Consider the following 20,734-nt stretch of genomic DNA (forward strand, 5'->3'; position numbering starts at 1 on the left):
CGCTCCGCGATCAGGCCTGCGGCTGCGGCTCCAGGCCGGGATCCGGATCGGGGCGCGGGCGCGACTTGCCGGCCGGGGGCACGGCGGAGGCGCGCGGCGTGGTCGGCTCGAGCACGGACTCGCGGTTCGGCTTCTTGCCCTTGAGCAGGTCGACGATCTCGTCGCCGGTCAGCGTCTCGAACTCGAGCAGGCCCTTAGCCAGCGCTTCGAGGTCGGCGTGCTTCTCGGTGAGGATGCGGGTCGCTTCCTTGTAGCCTTCCTCGACCAGGCGCTTGATCTCGGAATCGATCTTCTGGACGGTGGCCTCGGACGCGTTCTGCGTGCGCGACACCGACATGCCCAGGAACACCTCGTCCTGGTTCTCGCCATAGGAGACGGTGCCGAGCTCTTCGGACAGGCCCCAGCGCGTCACCATCATGCGGGCAAGGCGCGTGGCCTGCTCGATGTCGGAGGCGGCACCCGAGGTGACCTTCTCGCGGCCGAAGATCAGCTCTTCGGCGACGCGGCCGCCCATCATGATGGCAAGGCGCGAGGTCATCTGCTCCAGCGACATCGACAGCTTGTCGCGTTCGGGAAGCTGCATGACCATGCCGAGCGCACGGCCGCGCGGGATGATGGTCGCCTTGTGGATCGGATCGGTCGCCGGCACGTTGAGGCCGACGATGGCGTGGCCGCCCTCGTGATAGGCCGTGAGCAGCTTCTCTTCCTCGGTCATGACGAGCGACTTGCGCTCGGCGCCCATCATCACCTTGTCTTTTGCCTCCTCGAACTCGGCCTGGGTCACCATGCGCTTGTTACGGCGGGCGGCGGTCAAGGCGGCCTCGTTGACGAGGTTCATCAGGTCGGCGCCGGAGAAGCCCGGGGTGCCGCGCGCGATGGTCTTGAGGTTGATATCGGGCGCCAGCGGCACCTTGCGAACGTGAACCTTGAGGATCTGCTCGCGGCCGACGACGTCGGGATTGGGCACCACGACCTGACGGTCGAAGCGGCCCGGACGCAGCAGCGCGGGATCGAGTACGTCGGGGCGGTTGGTGGCGGCGATCAGGATCACGCCTTCGTTGGCCTCGAAGCCGTCCATCTCGACCAGCAGCTGGTTCAGCGTCTGCTCGCGCTCGTCATTGCCGCCGCCGAGACCGGCGCCACGGTGACGACCGACCGCGTCGATTTCGTCGATGAAGATGATGCAGGGCGCGTTCTTCTTGGCCTGCTCGAACATGTCGCGGACGCGGCTGGCGCCGACGCCGACGAACATTTCGACGAAGTCCGAACCCGAAATGGTGAAGAACGGCACATTGGCTTCGCCCGCGACCGCACGCGCGATCAGGGTCTTACCGGTGCCGGGAGGGCCAACCAGCAGCACGCCGCGCGGAATACGGCCGCCGAGGCGCTGGAATTTGCCGGGATCGCGCAGGAATTCGACGATCTCCTGGAGGTCCTGCTTGGCCTCGTCGACGCCGGCGACGTCCTCGAAGGTGACGCGGCCATGCGCTTCGGTCAGCATTTTGGCGCGCGACTTGCCAAAGCCCATCGCCTTGCCGGCGCCGCCCTGCATCTGCCGCGACAGGAATATCCAGACACCGATCAGCGCGATGAAGGGCAGCCAGGAGACCAGCAGCGAGACGAACCACGGCACGTTGTCGCCGGGCGGCTTCGCGGTGATCTGGACCTTGCTGTCATAGAGGCGCTTCACCAGCGTCGGATCGTTCGGCGCATAGGTCTGGAAGCTTGAGCCATTGGTGAAGGTGCCGTGGATCTCCGGCCCCTGGATCACGACGTCGCGCACATTGCCGCGATCAACTTCGCTCAGCAGCTGGGAGAAGGCGATGTCCTGCGAGGAGGCGCGCTGACCCGGATTCTGGAAGAGCGTGAACAACGCCAATAGCAGCAAGACAATGATGACCCAGAGGGCGAAATTGCGCAGATTGGCGTTCATCGATCTTCCTTCGTGGTCGCGCGGATCGCGGCCCTGATCCTTCGGGAGCTAATTGCCCATTTATCTGGCCCAGTTACCGTGGGCAATGCGAGGAAATCCCCAAGGAATCCCCATCGTTAGACGTATACAATTTAGGTGCCGCCCCCGTCGCTGCCAAGGGAACGAGATGGGACTATTTATCCCATCTTAGAGCGATTCCCGCTGAAATAATGGCGAGCTGGCCGGGGTTTTTCCTGCCTGGTTAAGGTGTCCTGACGCGGTACGGCGGGAAACGGCCGGTGTCATGATTCGCTGTCATCCGCCCTTGGATCGCCGAGCCGGCGCCGGCGCGATGTGGATACGCCCCCCGGCAAGGCTGATCAAGGCTCCCGCAAGGGTTTGCTTCAGGATCGCACGGCCATTTGCGGGTGCACGGGGGTTTGCCGGCCGATCGGTGGCGATGGCCCGATCGAGCGCCGCCAGGAGGGTTTCCACCTTGCCGAGTTCCGCCGGCCCTTCATGGCCGAGGGCGTCGATGGCCCGCAGCAGGAGCCGCAGCCGGACTTCCTCCGGAAGCAGGGCAAAGGCCGAAGCCTCGAAGCTTCGGCGAGGGGCCTGCGACGCATCGCCGCGATCCCGCAGGCGAAGGAAGCGCTCGGCGCCGTCGGCCAGCACCTCGACCGCCGCATTGGCGCGGGCGAGCCTGCCTGCAAGCCGCGCCAGGCTGCGGGCATCGCCGCCCTCGGCGGCGAGCTGCGGCAGCAGCGCGCGCAGCCGCGGCCGGGTGAAATTCGCATCGCGGTTGGTGGGATCGTCGGCGAAGCCGATCTTCGCCCGCCGCAACGTCGCGATCAGCTGCGACTTCGGGACGTCGAGCAGCGGACGGGCCAGCACGATGCCGTCGCGCATCGACAGACGCGCCATCGCCGACAGTCCGGCCAATCCGCTGCCGCGCAGCATCCGCATCAGCAGGGTCTCGGCCTGGTCGTCACGGGTGTGGGCGGTCAGCACATGGCTCGCGCCGGCCTTGCGCGCGGCCTCTGCGAGGAGGCGGTAGCGGGCCTCGCGCGCCGCCGCGGGCAGCCCCGTCCTCGGCTTTTCGCCGCGCCAGCGCAGGGTCCGGTGCGGCAGGCCGAGCTCGGCCGCGAGCCGCTTGACCTCGCGCGCCTCACGCGCGGCTTCCGGGCGCAGGCCATGATCGACGGTGACGACAAGGAGGCGCGGAGCGCGCGAAAAACTGCGCTGCCAGCGCGCCGCAAGCCACATCAGCGCGACGGAATCAGGGCCGCCGGAGACCGCGAGCACCAGCGCGGGTGCGCTTTTCAGCCCGGCGAAGAGCTGCTTCGCCTCGCGCGCCGAGATCGGTGAATTGTCGTCGTCTGACATGACGCTGCAATCGTCCGCGGATGGATCGACTGTTTAGCGCAACGCCGTCGGCTTTGTCAGCGGATCAGCACTTCACCCGCTTCTGCTCGCGATCGACCGCGGCTTTGACGCCGGCCGAGGCGCGCGGATATTTACGGCCGACCTCGCCGAAGGCGGCGCAGGCGGCTTCCTTCTCCTTCAGCGCCGCCAGCGACTGGCCGAGCCGCAGCAGCGCATCGGGCGCCTTGGCCGATTTGTCGTATTTGGTGGTGACGGCGAGGAAGGCCTCCGCGGAGTCGCGATATTGCTGGCGCTGGTAGTAGCTTTCGCCGAGCCAATATTGCGCGTCGCCGAGCAGCGGGTCGTTCGGATGTTTCTGCGCAAAGTTCTTCATGGTCTGCTCGGCGAGCGCGTAGTCCTTGCGCTGCATGTAGCCGATGCCGAGGTCGAACTCGTCGCGCGGCGTTGCCGAGGGCGGCAGCGTCGTCAGGCCGGCGCCGCCTGATGGCGCGGGATAGCCCTGTTGCGCCGGGGGATAGCCGGGCTGTGCTGCCGGCGGCACGCCTTGCTGGTAGCGCGGGCTGGTGTTGGCGAGATCGATCGGCTCGCCGGCGTTGCGGCCGCCGGGGGCACCGACCTGGCCGGTTGCCGGCATCGGCTGCTGGCCACCGCCGAGCGCGCGCGGCGCGCCGGGCGCATTCGGGCTCTGGCTCGGGTCGAAGGCATCGCCGCGGCGGCGCGTGCCGGGGGCGCCGGGCGCCGGCTGCTCCTGAACGATCGGCGCGGGAGAGGCGGTCTGGGGCTGCTCGTAGCCCGGCTGGGCCGGTTGCTGTTGCGGCTGCTGCTGGCGGTAGGGCGGCGCGACCTGAGCCGGCGGCATCGCCGCGACATTGGGCACCTGTCCGGGGGCGGCTTGCGCGCCGCCCTCGAGCGCGCGCAGGCGCTCTTCGAGCTGGCGGTTGCGATATTGCAGCTCTTCGTTCTGGCCGGTGAGCTGGCGCAGCTGGTTCTCGAGCCGCTCGATCCGCATCTCGGGATCATCATCCGACTGCGCCAGAATGGACTGCGCCAAAACAGGCGAGCTCAAGACCACGGGCGAGCACAAGGAGAGCAGCGCGGCGATCGCCGCGGTGCCGGTAAAGACCTTAAATCTGGATGACATCTTGCCCTGACGACGAAAGCGAAATGGCCTGCGACGGAACCTCGACGCGCCACACATTGAAGTGGAGTACGCCAAAAATGTGACTGCTACAAAGGGGTTTCGGTCACAGATCGCTGAAACGAAACCGGCGCCCGTGAGGGCGCCGGATCATCCAATTCCGAAGCTGAACGGCAGCTGACTGGTCGCTACGAGCTCGCGTTCAGCACGGTGACGGCGCGCCGGTTCTGCGACCAGCAGGAGATGTCGTTACAGACGGCGACGGGCCGCTCCTTGCCGTAGGAGATCGTGCGCATGCGGTTCGGATCGATGCCGCGCGAGGCGAGGAACGAGCGCACCGACTGGGCGCGGCGGGCGCCGAGGGCGATGTTGTATTCGCGGGTGCCGCGCTCGTCGGCATGGCCCTCGATGGTGAAGGAGTAGCGCGGATAGGTCTGCAGCCACTGCGCCTGCTTCTCCAGGGTCACGATCGCCTGGGGGGTCAGATCGGTCTGGTCGCTCTCGAAGAACACGCGGTCGCCGACATTGACGACGAAGTCCTGCTGACTGCCGGGCGTCGCCGCGCTCGCATTTGCATCCAGGCCCCCGTTCTGCTTGGCGCAGGCGCCCATCGACAGCGCGATTACCACCACTGCGGCCAGCTTCAATCCCTGGAGGATACGCATAGGATAGTTCATTCGGAGCCTCCACGCTCACGTTCGTCCACTGCTGTCCGGTCTACAGGGGGTTGGTTAAGCGAACGTTCCGTCAACCTTGACGGAACCTTGCCTCACACGGTCAAATGCCCCCAACCCGCGAAAAGCACCCGTCATAGTTAATGGGTTGTAAATGTGGCGCGAGGGTGAAGGCAAGTCGCGCCGGGGCGCAAAATGCCGGGTTTTGCTGGAATTTTGGACAGGAGAGGCTAAGCGGCCACGGAATGCCCGTGAGAAACCCCCATCAGCCCGGGGACACGACTCAAGCCGGGCTGAGCGGCGCTGAAACGAGCATCGGCCGGGACACGGCCTGGCGCTGGCTGGCACGATCGAACAGCATCCGGCGCTCGAAAGCGCTCGAGCGCATGATCGGAAAGCGGGTCAGGACCCGCTCGCGGAGCTTGGCGAAATCCGAGGCCATCAGGACCACCTGGCGCGAATGCCAGCCCGGAAACGGCCGCGGCTCGGTGAGGGTCTCGTGCAGGAAGACGCGTCGATAAAACGCCTGGTGGTCCGTGCGCACCATCGCGAGCCCGAGATCGGCCTTGAAATGATCGCAGGCCAGATAGGCCAGCCGCAGCGTCAGATAGGGCAGCTCGTGAAACCGCTGGCTCTTTTCCGGGTCCGCGGCAAACCGCGCCGGATCGACGAAAACCTCGCCGCGATCGAGACGAGGGTGAAGAACGTCGCCGAACAATTCGGATGTGTAGGACATCGGCTGCTCAGACGTCAGGACGTGAAGGCGAAGAGAGCTGCAGAGTTCGCCGTCGAGATAGATGCCGAAGATCCAGGCATTGGGCGATTCGTCGTAGACGTCGACGATCCGGTGAGAGTCCGACGGCGAGATCAATCCGCCGTGCAGATAGGCCCGGTAGCGCATCTCATAGACGGCATCTCGTTCCTCGGGAGTCTCGATGAGACGGTAGTCGACGCGGTCGAACAGCCCGGCCCCCCGCATGTCCTGCGGTGCTCGCGGTTCGGCTCCTGACTTCATCTGGTACTCCCGACACTGCAAGCAACTTCCGCGAGTGCAGGGGAAGATTAATGAGTCCTTAATAAAATTGCAAAGGATTAGGGCCTTTACGGTTAACTTTCAGGCCCGCAAGACTCCGGTGACGTGCCAGAAACATACTGGAAATACAGGAGAAAACAGGAGGGCTGCGTGCGCGCCGCTAGGCGAAGTAGCGCGAGGAGATCGCGATGACCTGGGCGTCCGCGATGCGGCGGCCATGCGAGGCGTCGAGCAGCTGACGAATCCGGATCGCCGGCACGGGCCGACTGAACAGGTAGCCCTGCCCTTCGGAGACGGTGCCGTCGGCGCTGATCAGCTCGAGCTGCTCGTTGGTCTCGATGCCCTCGACCACCACCGCCATGCCGAGGTCGGCGGACAGCCGCGCCACGCCGCGCAACAGCGTCAGCGGACGGTCGGTGTCGATCCCTTCCAGGAAGGAGCGGTCGATCTTGACCTTCTGCATCGGGAAATTGTGCAGATAGCTGAGGCTGGAATAGCCGGTGCCGAAATCATCGAGCGAGATGCGCACGCCGAGCGCATGCAATTGCGACAGGATGTCGTGGGTGAGCTGGGTGTTGCGCAGCAGCGAGGACTCGGTGATCTCGATCTCGAGGCGATGCGCCGGCAGGCCTGAGACCTCCAGCGCATAGCGGATCTCGCTCAGCACGTCGCGCTGGTGGAATTGCTGCGGCGAGAAGTTGACGGCGACGCTGACGCCATCCGGCCACTTCATGCATTCCATGCAGGCGCGGCGCAGGATCCAGCGGCCGAGATCGACGATCAGCCCCATGTCCTCGGCGACCGGGATGATGTCGACCGGCGAGACCGTGCCGCGCACTGGATGATTCCAGCGCAGCAGCGCCTCGCAGGTGGTGATCTTGCCGGATTTGAGATTGACGAGCGGCTGGTAGAACAGCTCGAACTCCTCGTTGGCGAGCGCCTTGCGCAGGTCGAGCTCGAGGATGCGGCGCGCCTCGACGGTGGCCGCCATCTCGTCGCGGAAGAAGCAGAAGGTGCCGCGGCCGTCGGCCTTGGCGCGGTAGAGCGCCATGTCGGCGTTCTTCAGCAGCGTATCGGCGCTGACTCCCTCCGGCGAGGTCAGCGCGATGCCGACGCTCGCGCCGATCTCGACCAGATGATTGTCGATGCGGTAGCGCTCGCTCAGGCGTTCGACGATGCGGCGCGCGAGCGCTGCGGCATCCTCCGGCGCAGTGAGGTTCTGCTGGAACACGACGAACTCGTCGCCGCCGAAGCGCGCGACGAAATCCTCCGGACGCAGCATCTCGCGCAGACGATTGGCGACCGCGCAGAGCAGCTGGTCGCCGCAGGGATGACCGAGCGTGTCGTTGACCTGCTTGAACTGGTCGAGATCGATGAACAGCAGCGCCGACAGCCGCTCGGCCGAATGCGAGGCCGCCAGCAGGCACTCGATCTCGTTGCGGAAATGGACGCGGTTGGGAAGCGCCGTCAGCTCGTCGTAGCGGGCAAGATGGGTGATCTTGGCCTCGGCGTTGCGCCGCTCGGTGACGTCCTCGAGCAGCACCACCGCGCCCCCATCGGCCATCGGCTGCACGGTCCAGGCCAACGATCGGTTTCTCTGCGCGTCGGGATCGACGGTCACGATCTCCTTCGCCCGCGAACTCTCGATCTCGGCAACGATCGACTCGCCGCTTGCAGCCGAGATGGAGCCGGAGGAGACGCATGCCGCCACGATATCGCGCGCGCTGACGCCGCTGCGCACGAGCGTGTCGGGCAGGTCCAGCATTTCGCCGAACCGGTGATTCATCACCGCGAGCTGCCTGTCGACGCCGAACATGCACAGGCCGTGCGGCATGTTGTTCAGCGCGGTGTCGAATTGGCCGGCGAGCGCCGCCTCGCGCTCGCGCGCCACGACCGCCCGCATGAAGATTTTGTGCAGATTGGCGGAGAGCTGCATGATCGCCAGCAGGAACGCGGCGCTCACGATCGACATCGCCACGTAGTAGGGCGTGGCGTGCCATGCCAGCGCCACGACCGCCGGCGCGAACATGAGCGCGGCCTGCAGATGGTAGATCGACGGACGGCCGTAAGCCCTCCCCGCACCCCCGCCGACAATCCCGGTGGTGATGGACAGCGCGATCATGTGGACGACGGCGTCGTCGGTGCTCACCAGAGCGAGGGAGCACCACGTTCCGATCGCGGCAGCCTGGATCACCGCGCCGACCAGATAGCGCTTCTGCCAAAGCGCAGCTTCTTCGGGGGTCAGGCTCGATTTGCGAGGCAGGAATCGCCACAGATCAAACAGGCGGATCGCTCCGGCCAGTATGATCAGGCCCAGGGTTGCCCACGTCAGGAGCTGCCCGGTTCTCAATGCAGTGATGGCCGCTCCGATGGCCACGAAGATGATTCCGGCGAGCAGCGGACCGGGGGCCTCGAAGAGAGAATCGATCTGCGCGGTCGACGCCTTCGGCGCGGCCTGTCCCCGATCGGGTTCTCCGGTCTGGCTTGCGAACTGCATCTGGTTTGTACGCGCGTCCTGTTTGACGCGTACTTTTACCCAGACCAGATGAAGTCTTTCTGAGGGAACATCGTTAAAGTCGAGTTGTTTTTCGGCAATAACGAATCTATTTCCGCTTATATATCAATTAGCTAGGCAAGCCTTGCCGGGCACAAGGTAAAGGAACACTTGCGGCTGCGCGGGGGACGCGAAAAAATCGGTGCTTTTTTTCGAAAACATCGCGCGTCTGAACGCGCGATGTTTTAGCCGCGTGCGCGCTTATTGGCCCGCGGTCGAGGACAATAGCGGCGACCATGCCGGATCAGAGGCGAAGCCCGGCGTCGGCACCTTCAGCTCGTTGCGGCCGGAGATGTCGACCGAGTACAGCGACGGTCCGGCATTGCCGCCGGGGTCGCGGAAGAACATCAGCACGCGGCCGTTCGGCGAGAAGGTCGGCCCTTCATTGTGGAAGCCGGAGGTGAGCAGCCGCTCGCCCGAGCCATCCGGCTTCATGACGCCGATCGAGAACTGCCCGCCGCCTTGCCGGGTGAACGCGATGTAGTCGCCCTTCGGCGACCACACCGGCGTCGAATAGCTGGCGTTGGTGTCGTCCTTGGAGAAGGAGATGCGCTGCGCCGCTCCCCCGCCCGCGCCCATCACATAGATCTGCGACCTGCCGCCGCGATCGGACTCGAAGCAGATGCGGGTGCCATCAGGCGAATAGGAAGGCGAGGTGTCGATCGCCGGCGTGTCGGTGAGGCGCGTGGTCGAACGCGAGCGCAGATCCATCACGAACAGGTTGGAATTGCCGCCCTGCTGCAGGCTCATGATCACGCGCTGGCCGTCCGGCGAGAAGCGCGGCGCAAAGGTCATGCCGGGGAAGTTGCCGACGATCTCGCGCTGGCCGGTCTCGATGTTGAAGAGATAGACCTTCGGATCGCCCTGGCCGAACTCCATGTAGGTGATCTCTTGCGAGTTCGGCGAGAAGCGCGGCGTCAGCACGAGGTCGGAGCCGCGGGTGAGGTACCGCACATTGGCGCCATCCTGGTCCATCATGGCAAGCCGCTTGACGCGGCGCTCCTTCGGCCCGGTCTCGTCGACGAACACGACGCGGCTGTCGAAATAGCCCTTCTCACCGGTCATGCGCTCGTAGATCTGGTCGGAGATGATGTGGGCGATGCGGCGCCAATATTCCGGCGAGGTGAAATATTGCTGTCCCGCGAGCTGCTGGCCGGAGATGACGTCCCAGAGGCGGAATTCGGCCTTGAGCCGCCCGTCCGGCTGTCGCGTCATGCGGCCGGTGACGAGGGCCTGCGCGTTGAGGGTCTTCCAGTTCTGGAATTGCGGGGCGACGTCGATGTTGCTGATGCGCTCGATGAAGGCAGCCTGGTCGATCGGGGCGAACAGGCCCGAGCGCTTCAGATTGTTGGTGATGACCTGCGTGACGCCGTTGCCGACGTCGCCGTCGGACGGCGAGCCCGGCACGAAATTGGAGATCGCGATCGGGATCGGCTGGAATTCGGTGGGATCGATGCGAAGCCGCGGCTGACTCTGCGCGAAGGCGTGTCCGCCCCCGAGCATCGCGAGCGTCGACCCGGTCAGGGTCATGAAACGACGGCGGTTCATCGATCGAGCGTCATTCATTGCAAAATTCTTTTGTTCGGATGTCACAACATGTCTTTCAGGCCGAAAGTCATCGGAATGAGCTTCCAGCTCTCGTATTGCTGCTTCGGCATGAACGAATAGACCTGGCATTGCACGATGGCGCGCTTGGCGCTCTCCGCCACCGCCTGCGCGATCGAGCGCGACGGCCCCCTCACCGCGACGACGATGGGCTCTGACGCGAGCGAGCCGTCGATCTTCATGGGAATGTCGATGTCGGCTTCGTACTGATCCGCATCCTGCCCGTTATAGGTGGGTGTGAAGCAGCGCTTGACCGCCCCCTGGAACGCACCGCGCCAGGTCGCGACGTTGTTGGCGGCGGTCCCGGTTGCCGCTCCCAGCGACGCCGATGCATTCAGCGTGGAGCCGGCGAGCTCATGCCGGGTCGCGGCGCGCTTGTCGAGGTCGCGCTGAATCTGCGCGGGATCGAAGCTGCGCTCCTTGGGCTTCGGCTGCTGCTGCGGCTGGACCGCGGCGACCTTCTGCTCCACGGGCTTGGGCGGCGGCTTCTTCGTCTCCAGCTTCTTCTGTAGCTCGGCGATCGGATCTTCCTTGGCCGGATCAGGCTTCTTTTCCTGCGGCTTCGGCTCTTCCTTCGGCTTCGTCTCGGCGACGGGCTTCGGCGGCTCGGGCTTCTTCTCGACCGGCTTCTCGGCGGGCTTCGGCGGCGGCTCGGGCGTCGAGTTGGTCTTGATCAGCTCTTTCTTCTCGGTGACCTTGCCGACGGCATCGTCTTCCGGCTTGGCTTCCGCGATCTTCTCGACCTTGGGCTTCAGCTCTTCCTTCTTGCCGGTCTTCTGCCCCGCCATCATCTGCGCGAGCTGGTCGGTGGAGATGATGTCGACCGGAAGCGACTCTTCCGGAGCGATGTAGGCCTTGCTGCTAAAGGTGACGAGTCCCCATCCCAGCACGAGGACATGGAGGGCAATCGACGCAACGAGTGTCTTGTCGACCTTCACCTTCACCGGCCTAGGACCCCTGATCCGCTTCCGTGACGAGCGCCAGCTTCTTGAATCCGGCTCCCGACAGCAGCCCCATCACCTTGGCCACCGTGCCGTAATCCGCCTTCTTGTCGGCGCGGAGATAAATGCGCTCCTCGAGCCCGCCACGCGCATCCGTGATCGCCTTCAGCTTCGGCACCAGCTCGTTGATCGCGATCTCCTGGTCGTTGATGAACACCTTGCCCTTGATGTCGACCGACATCTGGATCGGCTTCTGGTCGTTCTGCTCGAGACTCTTGGCCTGGGTCTGCGGCAGATCGAGCGGCACGCCGACGGTGAGCAGCGGCGCCGACACCATGAAGATGATGAGCAGCACCAGCATCACGTCGACCATCGGGGTGACGTTGATCTCGGCCATGACCGGCTTGCGCCGGCTGCGACGGCCGCCGCCTCCGGACGAACTCGCGACGTTCATGCCCATGGTCTGGTGCCCAAATTGCCCTTCACACTAAAGACCTTTCCGTTCCGATGGAATCGGAGCGAGGCTCTGTATCCTTGTTTTGACGCGTTTTCTTTACGCGAACCGGTACCCACTTCGCTCGAAAACGCTCTATACATGCCGTCCGTCAGCCCCGCTCGTCGATCTGACGCGACAGGATGGCAGAAAATTCATCCGCGAAGCCCTCGAGCCGCTGCGCCTGCCGGTTCACCTCGGACGTGAACTTATTGTAGAAAATAGTGGCAGGAATGGCGGCGATAAGGCCGACTGCGGTCGCAAACAGCGCTTCCGCAATACCGGGGGCCACCACCGCCAGAGAGGTATTTTTCGACGCCGCGATCGACTGGAAGCTCGACATGATGCCCCAGACCGTGCCGAACAGGCCGACAAAGGGGCCGGCGGAGCCGACCGTGGCGAGCACCAGGAGCCGGCGTTCCAGCCGCTCGACCTCGCGCGCGATCGAGACGTTCATGACCTTGTCGATGCGCATCTGAAGGCCGGCGACCGAGCGGGCGTGGCTCTCGAACGAGCGCTTCCATTCGCGCATCGCCGCGACGAAGCAGGCGGCCATGGAATGCGTCGGCTTGGCCGAGAGGGTGCGGTAGAGCTCCTCGATCGACTCGCCGGACCAGAAGGCCTGCTCGAAACGGTCCATCGAGCGGCGGGTGCGGGAAAACAGGAAGATCTTGTCGATGGCGATCGCCCAGACCCAGACCGAGCAGGACAGAAGTCCCAGCATGACCCCCTTCACGATCCAGTGAGCCTGCCAGAACAGCGCGATCAGCGACACGTCCGCGGTAGCGGCAACCGGAAGGGCTGACTGAGCCACGTCGGCCGGATTCATAAGCAGTATCCTCTCAAGGCGATCGTTACCTGATGTCCGTGACAGCAAATGGCTGCCGGTTCCCAATTGCCGCGCCAGCACCGGCGCGGCCGGCAAGCCCGCTCAAAGCCTTGTCTGTCTGGGGTGCAGGGGCTGGTCCAAAGCCGGCCGCCTGCATTCCCTGCCAAGATGTCAAAACTATGGGCCTCGACCTCGGGCTTTGGGCGCGATTGTCCGTGAATACCAGACCCCGCCGATGGTTAATGCCGGGTTACCAGGGGTGAATTTGGCTGCCGGAAAGGTAGGCAGCGCAGGGGGATGGCCGTCTTGCCGCGGCGAGGGGGTGTGGGGCGCGGCGGCTGACTTGGGCGCGCCGCCGCCCCCGGGCGTAATCGGTTCCCTCCCCCCTTGCGGGGGAGGGTTAGGGAGAGGGGTGCCACACGGGGACTCGTTCTGAGGCGCGAAGAAATTGGAGGCACGCAACGAACACCTTTTTCCGGGCCACCCCTCTCCCCCGCCCTCCCCCGCAAGGGGGGAGGGAGCGCAGTGCGGCCCGGGGCTGACATCGCGCGTCACCAGATCCTCGCACTCCCTCAGCGGGCACGAGCTGATAGGCTCCGCTCGCGGACAACAACGTGCCGATGTCATCGGCCAGCCCTAAGGAACTCCCATGCCGAAACCACAAACAAATGTGCGGTGGATGACCGCCGCGATCGTATCGGTCAGCCTCGTCACGTTCAGCCCGGGTCGCGCCGCGTCGGTTTCGCCGGTCGCCGCGGAAAACGGCATGGTGGTCTCCGCGCAGCATCTGGCGACGCAGGTGGGTGTCGATGTGCTGAAGCGCGGCGGCAATGCCGTCGATGCCGCCGTGGCCGTCGGTTATGCCCTGGCCGTGGTCTATCCAGCGGCCGGCAATCTCGGCGGCGGCGGCTTCATGACGATCAATCTCGCCGACGGCCGCAAGACCTTCCTCGATTTCCGCGAGACCGCGCCCAAAGCGGCGACGGCCAACATGTATCTCGACAAGGATGGCAACGTCATCAAGGGCATCTCGACCAAAGGGCATCTGGCCGTGGGCGTGCCGGGATCCGTCTCCGGGATGGAATATGCGCGCGAAAAATACGGCACCATGAAGCGCGCCGACCTGCTCGCCCCGGCAATCCAGCTCGCCGAGCAGGGCTTTGCACTGGACCAGGGCGACATCGACTTGTTGCGCACCGCCACCGCGGATTTTCGCGACGATCCCGCCTCAGCCGCGATCTTCCTCAACAACGGTCAGCCGTTCCAGGTGGGCGAGAAGCTGGTGCAGGGCGAGCTCGCCAAGACCTTGCGCGAGATCAGCAGCAAGGGCACCGACGGCTTCTATAAAGGCTGGGTCGGCGGCGCCATCGTGGCGTCGAGCCAGGCCGGCAAAGGTCTGATCACGCAGGACGATCTCGACACCTACAAGACGCGCGAGCTCGCGCCTGTCGAGTGCGACTATCGTGGCTATCACGTGATTTCCGCACCGCCACCGAGCTCGGGCGGCGTCATCATCTGCGAGATCCTGAACATCCTGGAGGGCTATCCGCTCAAGGAGCTGGGCTACCACTCCGCGGCAGCCGTGCACGTGCAGATCGAAGCCATGCGGCACGCTTACGTCGACCGCAACAGCTACCTCGGCGATCCGGACTTCGTGAAGAATCCGCTCGACCGCCTGCTCGACAAGAATTACGCGGCCAATATCCGCGCCGTGATCGATCCGAACAAGGCTGGCGTGTCCAAGGACATCAAGCCGGGCGTCGCGCCGCACGAGGGCAGCAACACGACGCACTATTCAATCGCGGACAAGGACGGCAACGCAGTCTCAGTGACATACACGCTGAACGACTGGTTCGGTGCCAAGGTCACCGCGGCCAAGACCGGCGTGCTGCTGAACGATGAAATGGACGACTTCACCGCCAAGGTCGGGGTGCCGAACCTTTATGGCCTGGTGCAGGGCGAGGCGAATGCCATTGCTCCCGGCAAGCGACCGCTGTCCTCGATGAGCCCGACCATCGTCACCAAGGACGGCAAGACCGTCATGGTGGTGGGCACGCCCGGCGGCAGCCGCATCATCACGGCGGTGTTGCAGACCATGGTCAACGCGATCGACTACGGCATGAACGCGCAGGAAGCCGTCGACATGCCGCGCATCCACCAGCAATGGCTGCCCGATCTGACCAACGTCGAGACCTATGCGCTGTCACCGGACACGCAGAAGATTCTGGAGAGCATGGGCCACAAGTTCGCGCCGCCGCAACCGGCCAACCATCTCGCAGTCATCATCGTCGGCGCGCCGTCACTGAACGGCGAGCGGGTCGGCAACAATCGCTATTACGGTGCCAATGATCCGCGCCGCAACTCGGGACAGGCGGCGGGGTATTGAGGGAACGCGTAGGGTGGGCAAAGGCGCAAAGCGCCGTGCCCACCATCGAGCGGCGCGCTCTAATCGAACGTGGTGGGCACGCTTCGCTTTGCCCACCCTACGGGAGAACGGCTCGACGGACAGTCGCGCCCCTCACCACTTCTCCTTCGAGGTCCGCACATCGAGCTCGAACGACCAGGCGCGTTCGGGCTGGCGGTAGAGGAAGGCAAAGGCATCGACGATGCCTTCGATGTCGATCAGGCTGTCCTCGCGGCTGGCGGCATCAGGAAAGCGCGAAAAGATCTTGTCGCCTGCGATGGCGCCGTCGACCACGACGTGGCCGACATGGATGCCGTCGGCCGCGTATTCCTTGGCCATCGCCTGCGCCAGCGTGCGTAAGCCCGCCTTGGACGAGTTGAAGGCGCCGTAGCCGGAGCGGCCGCGCAGCGAGGCGCTGGCGCCGGTGAAGAGCAGCGTGCCCGATTTCTTCGGCACCATGCGGCGGACCGCCTCGCGGCCGAACAGGAAACCGCCGAAGCACACGACGCGCCAGGCTTTCTCGAAATAGTCGGCGTCCATCTCGATGATCTTGCCCGGCGTGTTGTTACCGGCGTTGTAGATGGCGAGGTCGAGCTCTTCGCCGGCGGCATCGAACAGAGCGGCGATATCGCGCTCGCTGGTCGCATCGGCAACAACAGGCACGGCCGCGCCGCCCGCTTTCGTGATATCGTCCGCAACCGCCTGCAGCGCGGACAGCGTGCGGCCCGCGACGATCACCTTGAGGCCGTCGGCCGCAAAGCGCTTGCAGAGCCGGGCCCCGAGCCCGCGGTCCGGGCCGACGCCGATCACGATTGCCGTCCTCATGGGACTCTCCGAAGCTTGATGGGATCACGCCGCCGAGGCGGGCTCGGGGCAGTTGGTCAGCCGCGCGGGATTGCCGATCGCGGTGCAGCCGACGGGAATGTCTGACGTCACGACCGCATCGGCGCCGATCCTGGCAAAATCGCCGACGCTGATGTCGCCGAGAATGGTCGCGCCGCCGCCGATGTAGACGCCGCGGCCAATGCGCGGCGAGCGCGCCGGCAATTCACTGCGGCGGCCGATGCTGACGTTCTGAAGAATGGTGACCTCGTCGGCGATCACCACATTCGCACCGATCACGATGCCGGTGGCGTGGTCGAGATAGACCGACGATCCGATGCTGGCGGCCGGATGAATGCTGACTTGCAAGACGTTCGACGCCTCGTTCTGAAACAGCAGCGCCGCGTCGCGATAGTCATGACGCCACAGCCAGTTCGAGACGCGCCAGGCCTGCAGCGCGACATAGCCCTTGTAGTGCAGCAATGGCGGCAGCAACTCGGTGATTGCGGGATCGCGGAGCGCAATGGCCCTGAGGTCGCGGCCGGCGGCTTCAATCAGCTCGGGTTCGCTGCGAAAGGCGTCGCGGGCAAAGGACGTGAAGCGCGCGCGCTCAGCGGCGCTGGCGCCGAGGCGCTGGCCGATCAGATCGGCCAGCGCCGCGGCAAAATCGTCATGAGCGAGAATGGCGCCAGCAACAGCTTTGCCGAACACGGGATCGGCGGCGGCCGCGCGCTGCGCCTCGCTGCGAAGCTTCCGCCAGAGGCTGTTGCTCGCCATGATCGCGGCTTCCGCCATTGTCGCCTCCGGTGTTCCTGCTCAGGTGCCGAATATAGGGCGTGGGTGGCCCCCGCGCCACGGCGCACGCGTGGCCCCCGAGCAACATGCCGCAGCTCCCCGTGAGGCTACGAGCTTGCATGCCAGGCACCCGCGACCATATAGTCGGTTCGCAATTCGGCCGACGCTGTGTCGGCCGGGGATGTCCACGCAGAGCATCTCAAGCCCCCGCGGTGGTCCGCCATCCGCGGGTTTTTCGTACCCGGCGTCCGTCTGAGCAGCCGGCACGGGATCCTGATCCCCTCACCCAAGGTCAACGCCAAGACATGTCGCCTAACACGCCTGCCGACGATCATCACGACGACGTCATGTACCCCTCCGCCATACCGTTCGTGCTGGTCCATCTCGGCTGCTTCGCGGCCATCTGGTCGGGCGTCACCTGGGAGGCCGTCACGATCTGCGCTTCACTCTATGTCGCGCGCATGTTCGCAATCGGGGCCGGCTACCACCGCTATTTCTCCCACAAGGCTTTTGCGACCGGCCGGGTGTTTCAGTTCATCCTCGCTTGTCTTGCGCAAAGCAGCGCGCAGAAGAGTGTTCTGTGGTGGGCGGCCAAGCACCGGCACCATCATCTGCATTCCGACACCGAAATGGACGTGCACTCACCGCGTCACCGCGGCTTCCTGTACAGTCATGTCGGCTGGATCTTTTACCGGCAGCACGACGCCACCGACCTCGTGAAAGTCGGCGATCTCACGCTCTATCCGGAGCTGATGTGGCTGCACCGGCTGGAGCTCCTGCCCGCCGTCGTGCTTGCAGCGCTCTGCTTCCTGGTTGCAGGGTGGTCGGGTCTGGTGGTCGGCTTCCTGTGGAGCACGGTGCTGCTCTATCACGCGACCTTCTGCATCAACTCCCTCGCCCATGTGCATGGACGCAAGCGCTACGTGACGGGCGACGATTCCCGCAACAACTGGCTGCTGGCGCTACTCACTCTCGGTGAGGGCTGGCACAACAATCACCACGCCTATCAGAGCAGCGTACGGCAAGGCTTCCGCTGGTGGGAAGTCGACGTGACCTATTACGTCCTGAAGGTGCTGTCCTGGTTCGGCGTGGTCTGGAACATGAAGGCGCCGCCCGAACTCGTGCTGCGCAACGAGCAGCCGCTCGGCGCACGGGTCATCAATCGGGCGGCCCGTCAGCTTGCCGGACGGTTCGACGCTCACGCGCTGGCGCACGCGATTTCGTCGGCGCTGCACCGCGCCGATCTCGCCCAGCTGCAACTGCCGACGCTGCACGACATCCTCAATCGCGCCCATGACAGCGTCGATGCGCTGACGCATCTGCACCTGCCGAAGATTCCGACGCGCGAGGAATTTCTCACTGAAGCCAGGGCGATGTTCGCGCGGACGCGATCGCTCAACGAGATCGTGGACCACGCCTACGAACAGTTTTTGACGTCGGTTCGCGCGCAGCTCGTCACGGTGCGCTGAACTTTTCGGCGCCGCTTGTGCCGCCGGGACGCGTCCCCTCGCACGCGCGGCCCGGCTGGGCCCGCTTGCGCAGGCTAAGCGCATGAAGCCAGCCGCCCGCCGCAGGACGAAGAGCACGAAATCGCGGAGCAGGATCATGGGGCAAGCTCCGCTGTCGCAAACTTGACGGCGCGCCGCAGCGCGAACGCCGCAAGCTCGTAGAGGGCGCAGCTGAGAAAGATCTTCCAGGCCTCGGTGGTCACGAGGTCCTGGTAAGACTTGATCTCCGTCGGCCAGTGGTTGAGGAACGCGATCGCGAGCGGCACTGAGACGCCGAAGCGATCGAACAGCCCAGAAGCGCGCTCGAGAAGCGCGAGTCGCCGTCTCATCTCTTTGCGTTCGACACTGGTCACGGTCGGCCCTGTTGGCGCGCGGGAAGCGCGCTGTCACGGCTTGGTCGGGCCGGGCGCGGATCGGGTTCTATCGGCCCTGCACATGTGCGTGATCGACGCCACAGAGCGAGCGCCCGCCGGCGCAGAGCCGGAAATGGCAGTCGGGATCGAGCGCGCAGCCGCCATAGACGAAGCTGATATAGCCGAGCACCGCGAAAGCGGTGATGCCAAGCAGCAGGCGGGTGGTGAGGTCCATGCGCTTTTAGTGTCGGTGAACCGTGGGACGGTTCGGGGACCCGATCTACCCTCTCCCCGCAAGCGGGGAGAGGTAAAAAACCAAACCGCCCGCCTGCGGGTTGCGCAGACGGGCGGCTCGGGGCCATCAGGACTTTGGGGGCATGCGCCTGAAGGCTTTGAGAGGTATCAGCCCTGCTGCTGGTCGGTCGGCGGCGGGGTTGGACGCGTCTTGTGCTGGGCCATGAACTGGTCGAACTCTTCCTTGTCCTTGGCGTGGCGCAGACGGTCGAGGAAGTTCTTGAACTCGACCTGCTCCTCCTCGAGCCGGCGCAGCGTTTCAGTGCGGTATTCGTCGAAGGCGCGGTTGCCGGAGGACGGCGGACCAAAGCCAAAGCCGAAGCCGCGGCGCTCCATGCGGTCACGCATGCGATCCATCTTGTACTGCATCCGCTCCATCTTGTTCTGCCAGCGATCCTGGTGGCTCCAGCACGACATTCTTCTGCTCCCGAGTGTGAAAAAGAGAAGGGCAAGTCCGATCGGCCACCAGATGATGAAGCCGAGAATGGTCACGGCAATCCAGCCAGGATGCCAGGGCGTATCGAGCATGTGGGGCCGCTCGTACTGCTGTTGGTCCGAGGGGCCGCGCCAGCGATTGACATCAGCGGTGTAGGCCATTTCCCTTCTCCATCACGGCACCAGCGCCGTTGTGAATGTAAATAACATTTACATAGCTAGACCATCCCGCGATTTTGTCAAGCTGGCCACCCGACACGCCCGCGGAATTATTTGCGCAACTTTATTTCGGCTTGCCCCAAGGACCACCTGGAGTGCCGCCCGGCGGCACCCCAGAACCGGAGGAAGCCTCCGGCGGGACCGGCGGCGGCTCGGCGCTCTTCGCCGCCGGGCGGCGGTCGGTCGGGAAGCCGAGGCCGCGCAGATAGATCAGCACCTCTGCCTCGAGCAGCTCGTCCGGCGACATCGGCAGCTTGCGCCGCGCGGCATCGCCGCGGGAGAACAGCGAGGCGACGCCGTGCGCCATCGACCAGATGTGCAGCGCCATCATCATCGCCGGCGGACGCGGCGTGCCTGGAGGCGCGAGCGCCGCGAGACGCTCGGCGGCAGCGCGAATGACGTTAAAAGCGCGCTCGCTTGCGGCCTGTAGCGCCGGATTGGCATCGACCGGCAGGCCGGATTCGAACATCGCGTTGTAGAACGCGGGCTCTTCGCGGGCGAAGGCGAGGTAGGCCCGGCCCACACGCTCGAACGCGGTGACGGTGTCGGGGCGCCCGTCGTCCCAGGCTGCGGTCAGACGCGATTCAAACTGTTCAAAGCCGCGCTGGGCGATCGAGGACAACAGCTCGTCGCGGTCGCGAAAATGCCGGTACGGCGCCGCCGCGCTGACGCCGGCCATGCGTGCGGCATCGGCGAAGGTGAAGCCGGCCGCGCCCTTCTCGGCGATCAGCCCGAGGGCGGCCTGCAACAGGGCTTCCTTCAGATTACCGTGGTGATAGCCGCGCTCGGCGCGGCGCTGCTCCTTGCGCCAGCTCATGTGAACGACTTTTACATGAGCCGCGCGTGAAGGTCACTAGCACAGACCGGGTTTGATTAACCCGTATTTTCACTGTCATTCCGGGGCGATGCGAAGCATCGAACCCGGAATGACGGTGACTGGAGGCTACATCTGCGGAATCGCCAGCACGGGCATGACCTCGACAGCCTCGCCCGGGAAGATTGCAAAATGCGGATGGTTCGCGAACAGTTTTGCGGCCTCCTCCTGCGAGGCGGCCCGCACCACCGTGAAGCCGGTCAGCGCGTTGCTGATCTCGCTGATGCCGCTTGCGTCGATTCGGCGGGTCTTGCCGAGCGGGCCGCCCATCTCGACGATGACGTCCTTGTGCTTCTCGACCCAGCCATGCCAGGCGGCCATGCCCTCGCGCTCTTTTGCCTTCCGTTCGGCTTCGGGCATCGCGTGCCAGGCTTTCATTTTTTCGCCGCTCGCGCTGCCAAGATAGACGGCGAGGAATTTGTGTTCGGTGCTCATCGGTTCTCTCCTTGTTGATCGATTGACGGC

Annotated in this window: 19 protein-coding genes; 2 read left to right on the forward strand and 17 right to left on the reverse strand. The window is 65.0% G+C overall.

The features are described from left to right. Positions 1-10 precede the first annotated feature (10 nt). The 10 genes from ftsH to tolQ all read right to left on the reverse strand — a co-directional run bounded on the left by ftsH (position 11) and on the right by tolQ (position 12,565). Complete coding sequence (ftsH, locus tag AAFG16_RS42470; protein WP_283082135.1) at positions 11-1,933, reverse strand: ATP-dependent zinc metalloprotease FtsH; 1,923 nt, start codon at positions 1,931-1,933, stop codon at positions 11-13. A gap of 294 nt (positions 1,934-2,227) precedes the next feature. Continuing rightward, a complete protein-coding gene (tilS, locus tag AAFG16_RS42475) occupies positions 2,228-3,298 on the reverse strand; it encodes a tRNA lysidine(34) synthetase TilS (protein WP_342734896.1) in 1,071 nt (356 codons plus the stop codon). 64 nt (positions 3,299-3,362) lie between these two features. Further along, positions 3,363-4,439: a tol-pal system protein YbgF gene (gene ybgF / locus AAFG16_RS42480; RefSeq protein WP_342734898.1), complete on the reverse strand. Its 1,077-nt coding sequence runs from the start codon at positions 4,437-4,439 to the stop codon at positions 3,363-3,365. A 185-nt stretch (positions 4,440-4,624) separates the two neighbouring features. Continuing rightward, positions 4,625-5,113, reverse strand: a complete 489-nt coding sequence (gene pal, locus AAFG16_RS42485) for a peptidoglycan-associated lipoprotein Pal (RefSeq protein WP_283082138.1) — start codon at positions 5,111-5,113, stop codon at positions 4,625-4,627. Between the two features lie 280 nt (positions 5,114-5,393). Continuing rightward, positions 5,394-6,125, reverse strand: coding sequence for a hypothetical protein (locus AAFG16_RS42490; protein ID WP_342734900.1), 732 nt, complete (start codon positions 6,123-6,125; stop codon positions 5,394-5,396). Positions 6,126-6,303: 178 nt separating this feature from the next. Continuing rightward, positions 6,304-8,640, reverse strand: coding sequence for an EAL domain-containing protein (locus AAFG16_RS42495; RefSeq protein ID WP_342734902.1), 2,337 nt, complete (start codon positions 8,638-8,640; stop codon positions 6,304-6,306). A 258-nt stretch (positions 8,641-8,898) separates the two neighbouring features. Next, a complete protein-coding gene (gene tolB, locus AAFG16_RS42500) occupies positions 8,899-10,245 on the reverse strand; it encodes a Tol-Pal system beta propeller repeat protein TolB (protein ID WP_342734904.1) in 1,347 nt (448 codons plus the stop codon). Positions 10,246-10,286: 41 nt separating this feature from the next. Beyond that, a complete protein-coding gene (locus tag AAFG16_RS42505; protein ID WP_342734905.1) occupies positions 10,287-11,246 on the reverse strand; it encodes a protein TolA in 960 nt (319 codons plus the stop codon). A 4-nt stretch (positions 11,247-11,250) separates the two neighbouring features. Beyond that, positions 11,251-11,703, reverse strand: a complete 453-nt coding sequence (gene tolR / locus AAFG16_RS42510) for a protein TolR (protein WP_235543495.1) — start codon at positions 11,701-11,703, stop codon at positions 11,251-11,253. 145 nt (positions 11,704-11,848) lie between these two features. Then, positions 11,849-12,565 (reverse strand): protein TolQ, encoded by a 717-nt coding sequence (gene tolQ, locus AAFG16_RS42515; protein ID WP_283087093.1) that lies wholly within the window; start codon positions 12,563-12,565, stop codon positions 11,849-11,851. A gap of 649 nt (positions 12,566-13,214) precedes the next feature. Between tolQ and ggt the strand changes: the two genes are divergently transcribed. Then, positions 13,215-14,951 (forward strand): gamma-glutamyltransferase, encoded by a 1,737-nt coding sequence (gene ggt / locus AAFG16_RS42520; protein WP_342734907.1) that lies wholly within the window; start codon positions 13,215-13,217, stop codon positions 14,949-14,951. Positions 14,952-15,083: 132 nt separating this feature from the next. Here the strand turns inward: ggt and AAFG16_RS42525 are convergent, their stop codons facing one another. Both AAFG16_RS42525 and AAFG16_RS42530 read right to left on the reverse strand, forming a co-directional pair. Then, positions 15,084-15,794, reverse strand: coding sequence for an SDR family NAD(P)-dependent oxidoreductase (locus AAFG16_RS42525; RefSeq protein WP_342734909.1), 711 nt, complete (start codon positions 15,792-15,794; stop codon positions 15,084-15,086). Positions 15,795-15,818: 24 nt separating this feature from the next. After that, the gene (locus AAFG16_RS42530) at positions 15,819-16,586 is read right to left on the reverse strand and encodes a serine acetyltransferase (RefSeq protein WP_342734910.1); all 768 of its coding nucleotides are present in this window, start codon (positions 16,584-16,586) and stop codon (positions 15,819-15,821) included. 305 nt (positions 16,587-16,891) lie between these two features. Between AAFG16_RS42530 and AAFG16_RS42535 the strand changes: the two genes are divergently transcribed. Beyond that, positions 16,892-18,055, forward strand: coding sequence for a fatty acid desaturase (locus AAFG16_RS42535; RefSeq protein ID WP_342734912.1), 1,164 nt, complete (start codon positions 16,892-16,894; stop codon positions 18,053-18,055). 134 nt (positions 18,056-18,189) lie between these two features. Here AAFG16_RS42535 and AAFG16_RS42540 read toward each other — a convergent pair whose 3' ends face one another. The 5 genes from AAFG16_RS42540 to AAFG16_RS42560 all read right to left on the reverse strand — a co-directional run bounded on the left by AAFG16_RS42540 (position 18,190) and on the right by AAFG16_RS42560 (position 20,704). Continuing rightward, positions 18,190-18,423 (reverse strand): hypothetical protein, encoded by a 234-nt coding sequence (locus tag AAFG16_RS42540; RefSeq protein ID WP_342734914.1) that lies wholly within the window; start codon positions 18,421-18,423, stop codon positions 18,190-18,192. Between the two features lie 91 nt (positions 18,424-18,514). After that, entirely contained in the window at positions 18,515-18,682 is a 168-nt protein-coding gene (locus tag AAFG16_RS42545) for a hypothetical protein (protein WP_283082149.1), read from the reverse strand. A gap of 167 nt (positions 18,683-18,849) precedes the next feature. Next, on the reverse strand, positions 18,850-19,338 hold the full coding sequence (locus AAFG16_RS42550; protein WP_283082150.1) for a DUF2852 domain-containing protein: 489 nt from the start codon (positions 19,336-19,338) through the stop codon (positions 18,850-18,852). Between the two features lie 121 nt (positions 19,339-19,459). Next, a complete protein-coding gene (locus tag AAFG16_RS42555) occupies positions 19,460-20,212 on the reverse strand; it encodes a TetR/AcrR family transcriptional regulator (RefSeq protein WP_342734917.1) in 753 nt (250 codons plus the stop codon). Between the two features lie 126 nt (positions 20,213-20,338). Next, positions 20,339-20,704, reverse strand: a complete 366-nt coding sequence (locus AAFG16_RS42560) for a hypothetical protein (RefSeq protein ID WP_342734918.1) — start codon at positions 20,702-20,704, stop codon at positions 20,339-20,341. Between the last annotated feature and the right edge of the window lie 30 nt (positions 20,705-20,734).

The organism is Bradyrhizobium sp. B117 (assembly GCF_038969555.1).
GTDB lineage: Bacteria > Pseudomonadota > Alphaproteobacteria > Rhizobiales > Xanthobacteraceae > Bradyrhizobium.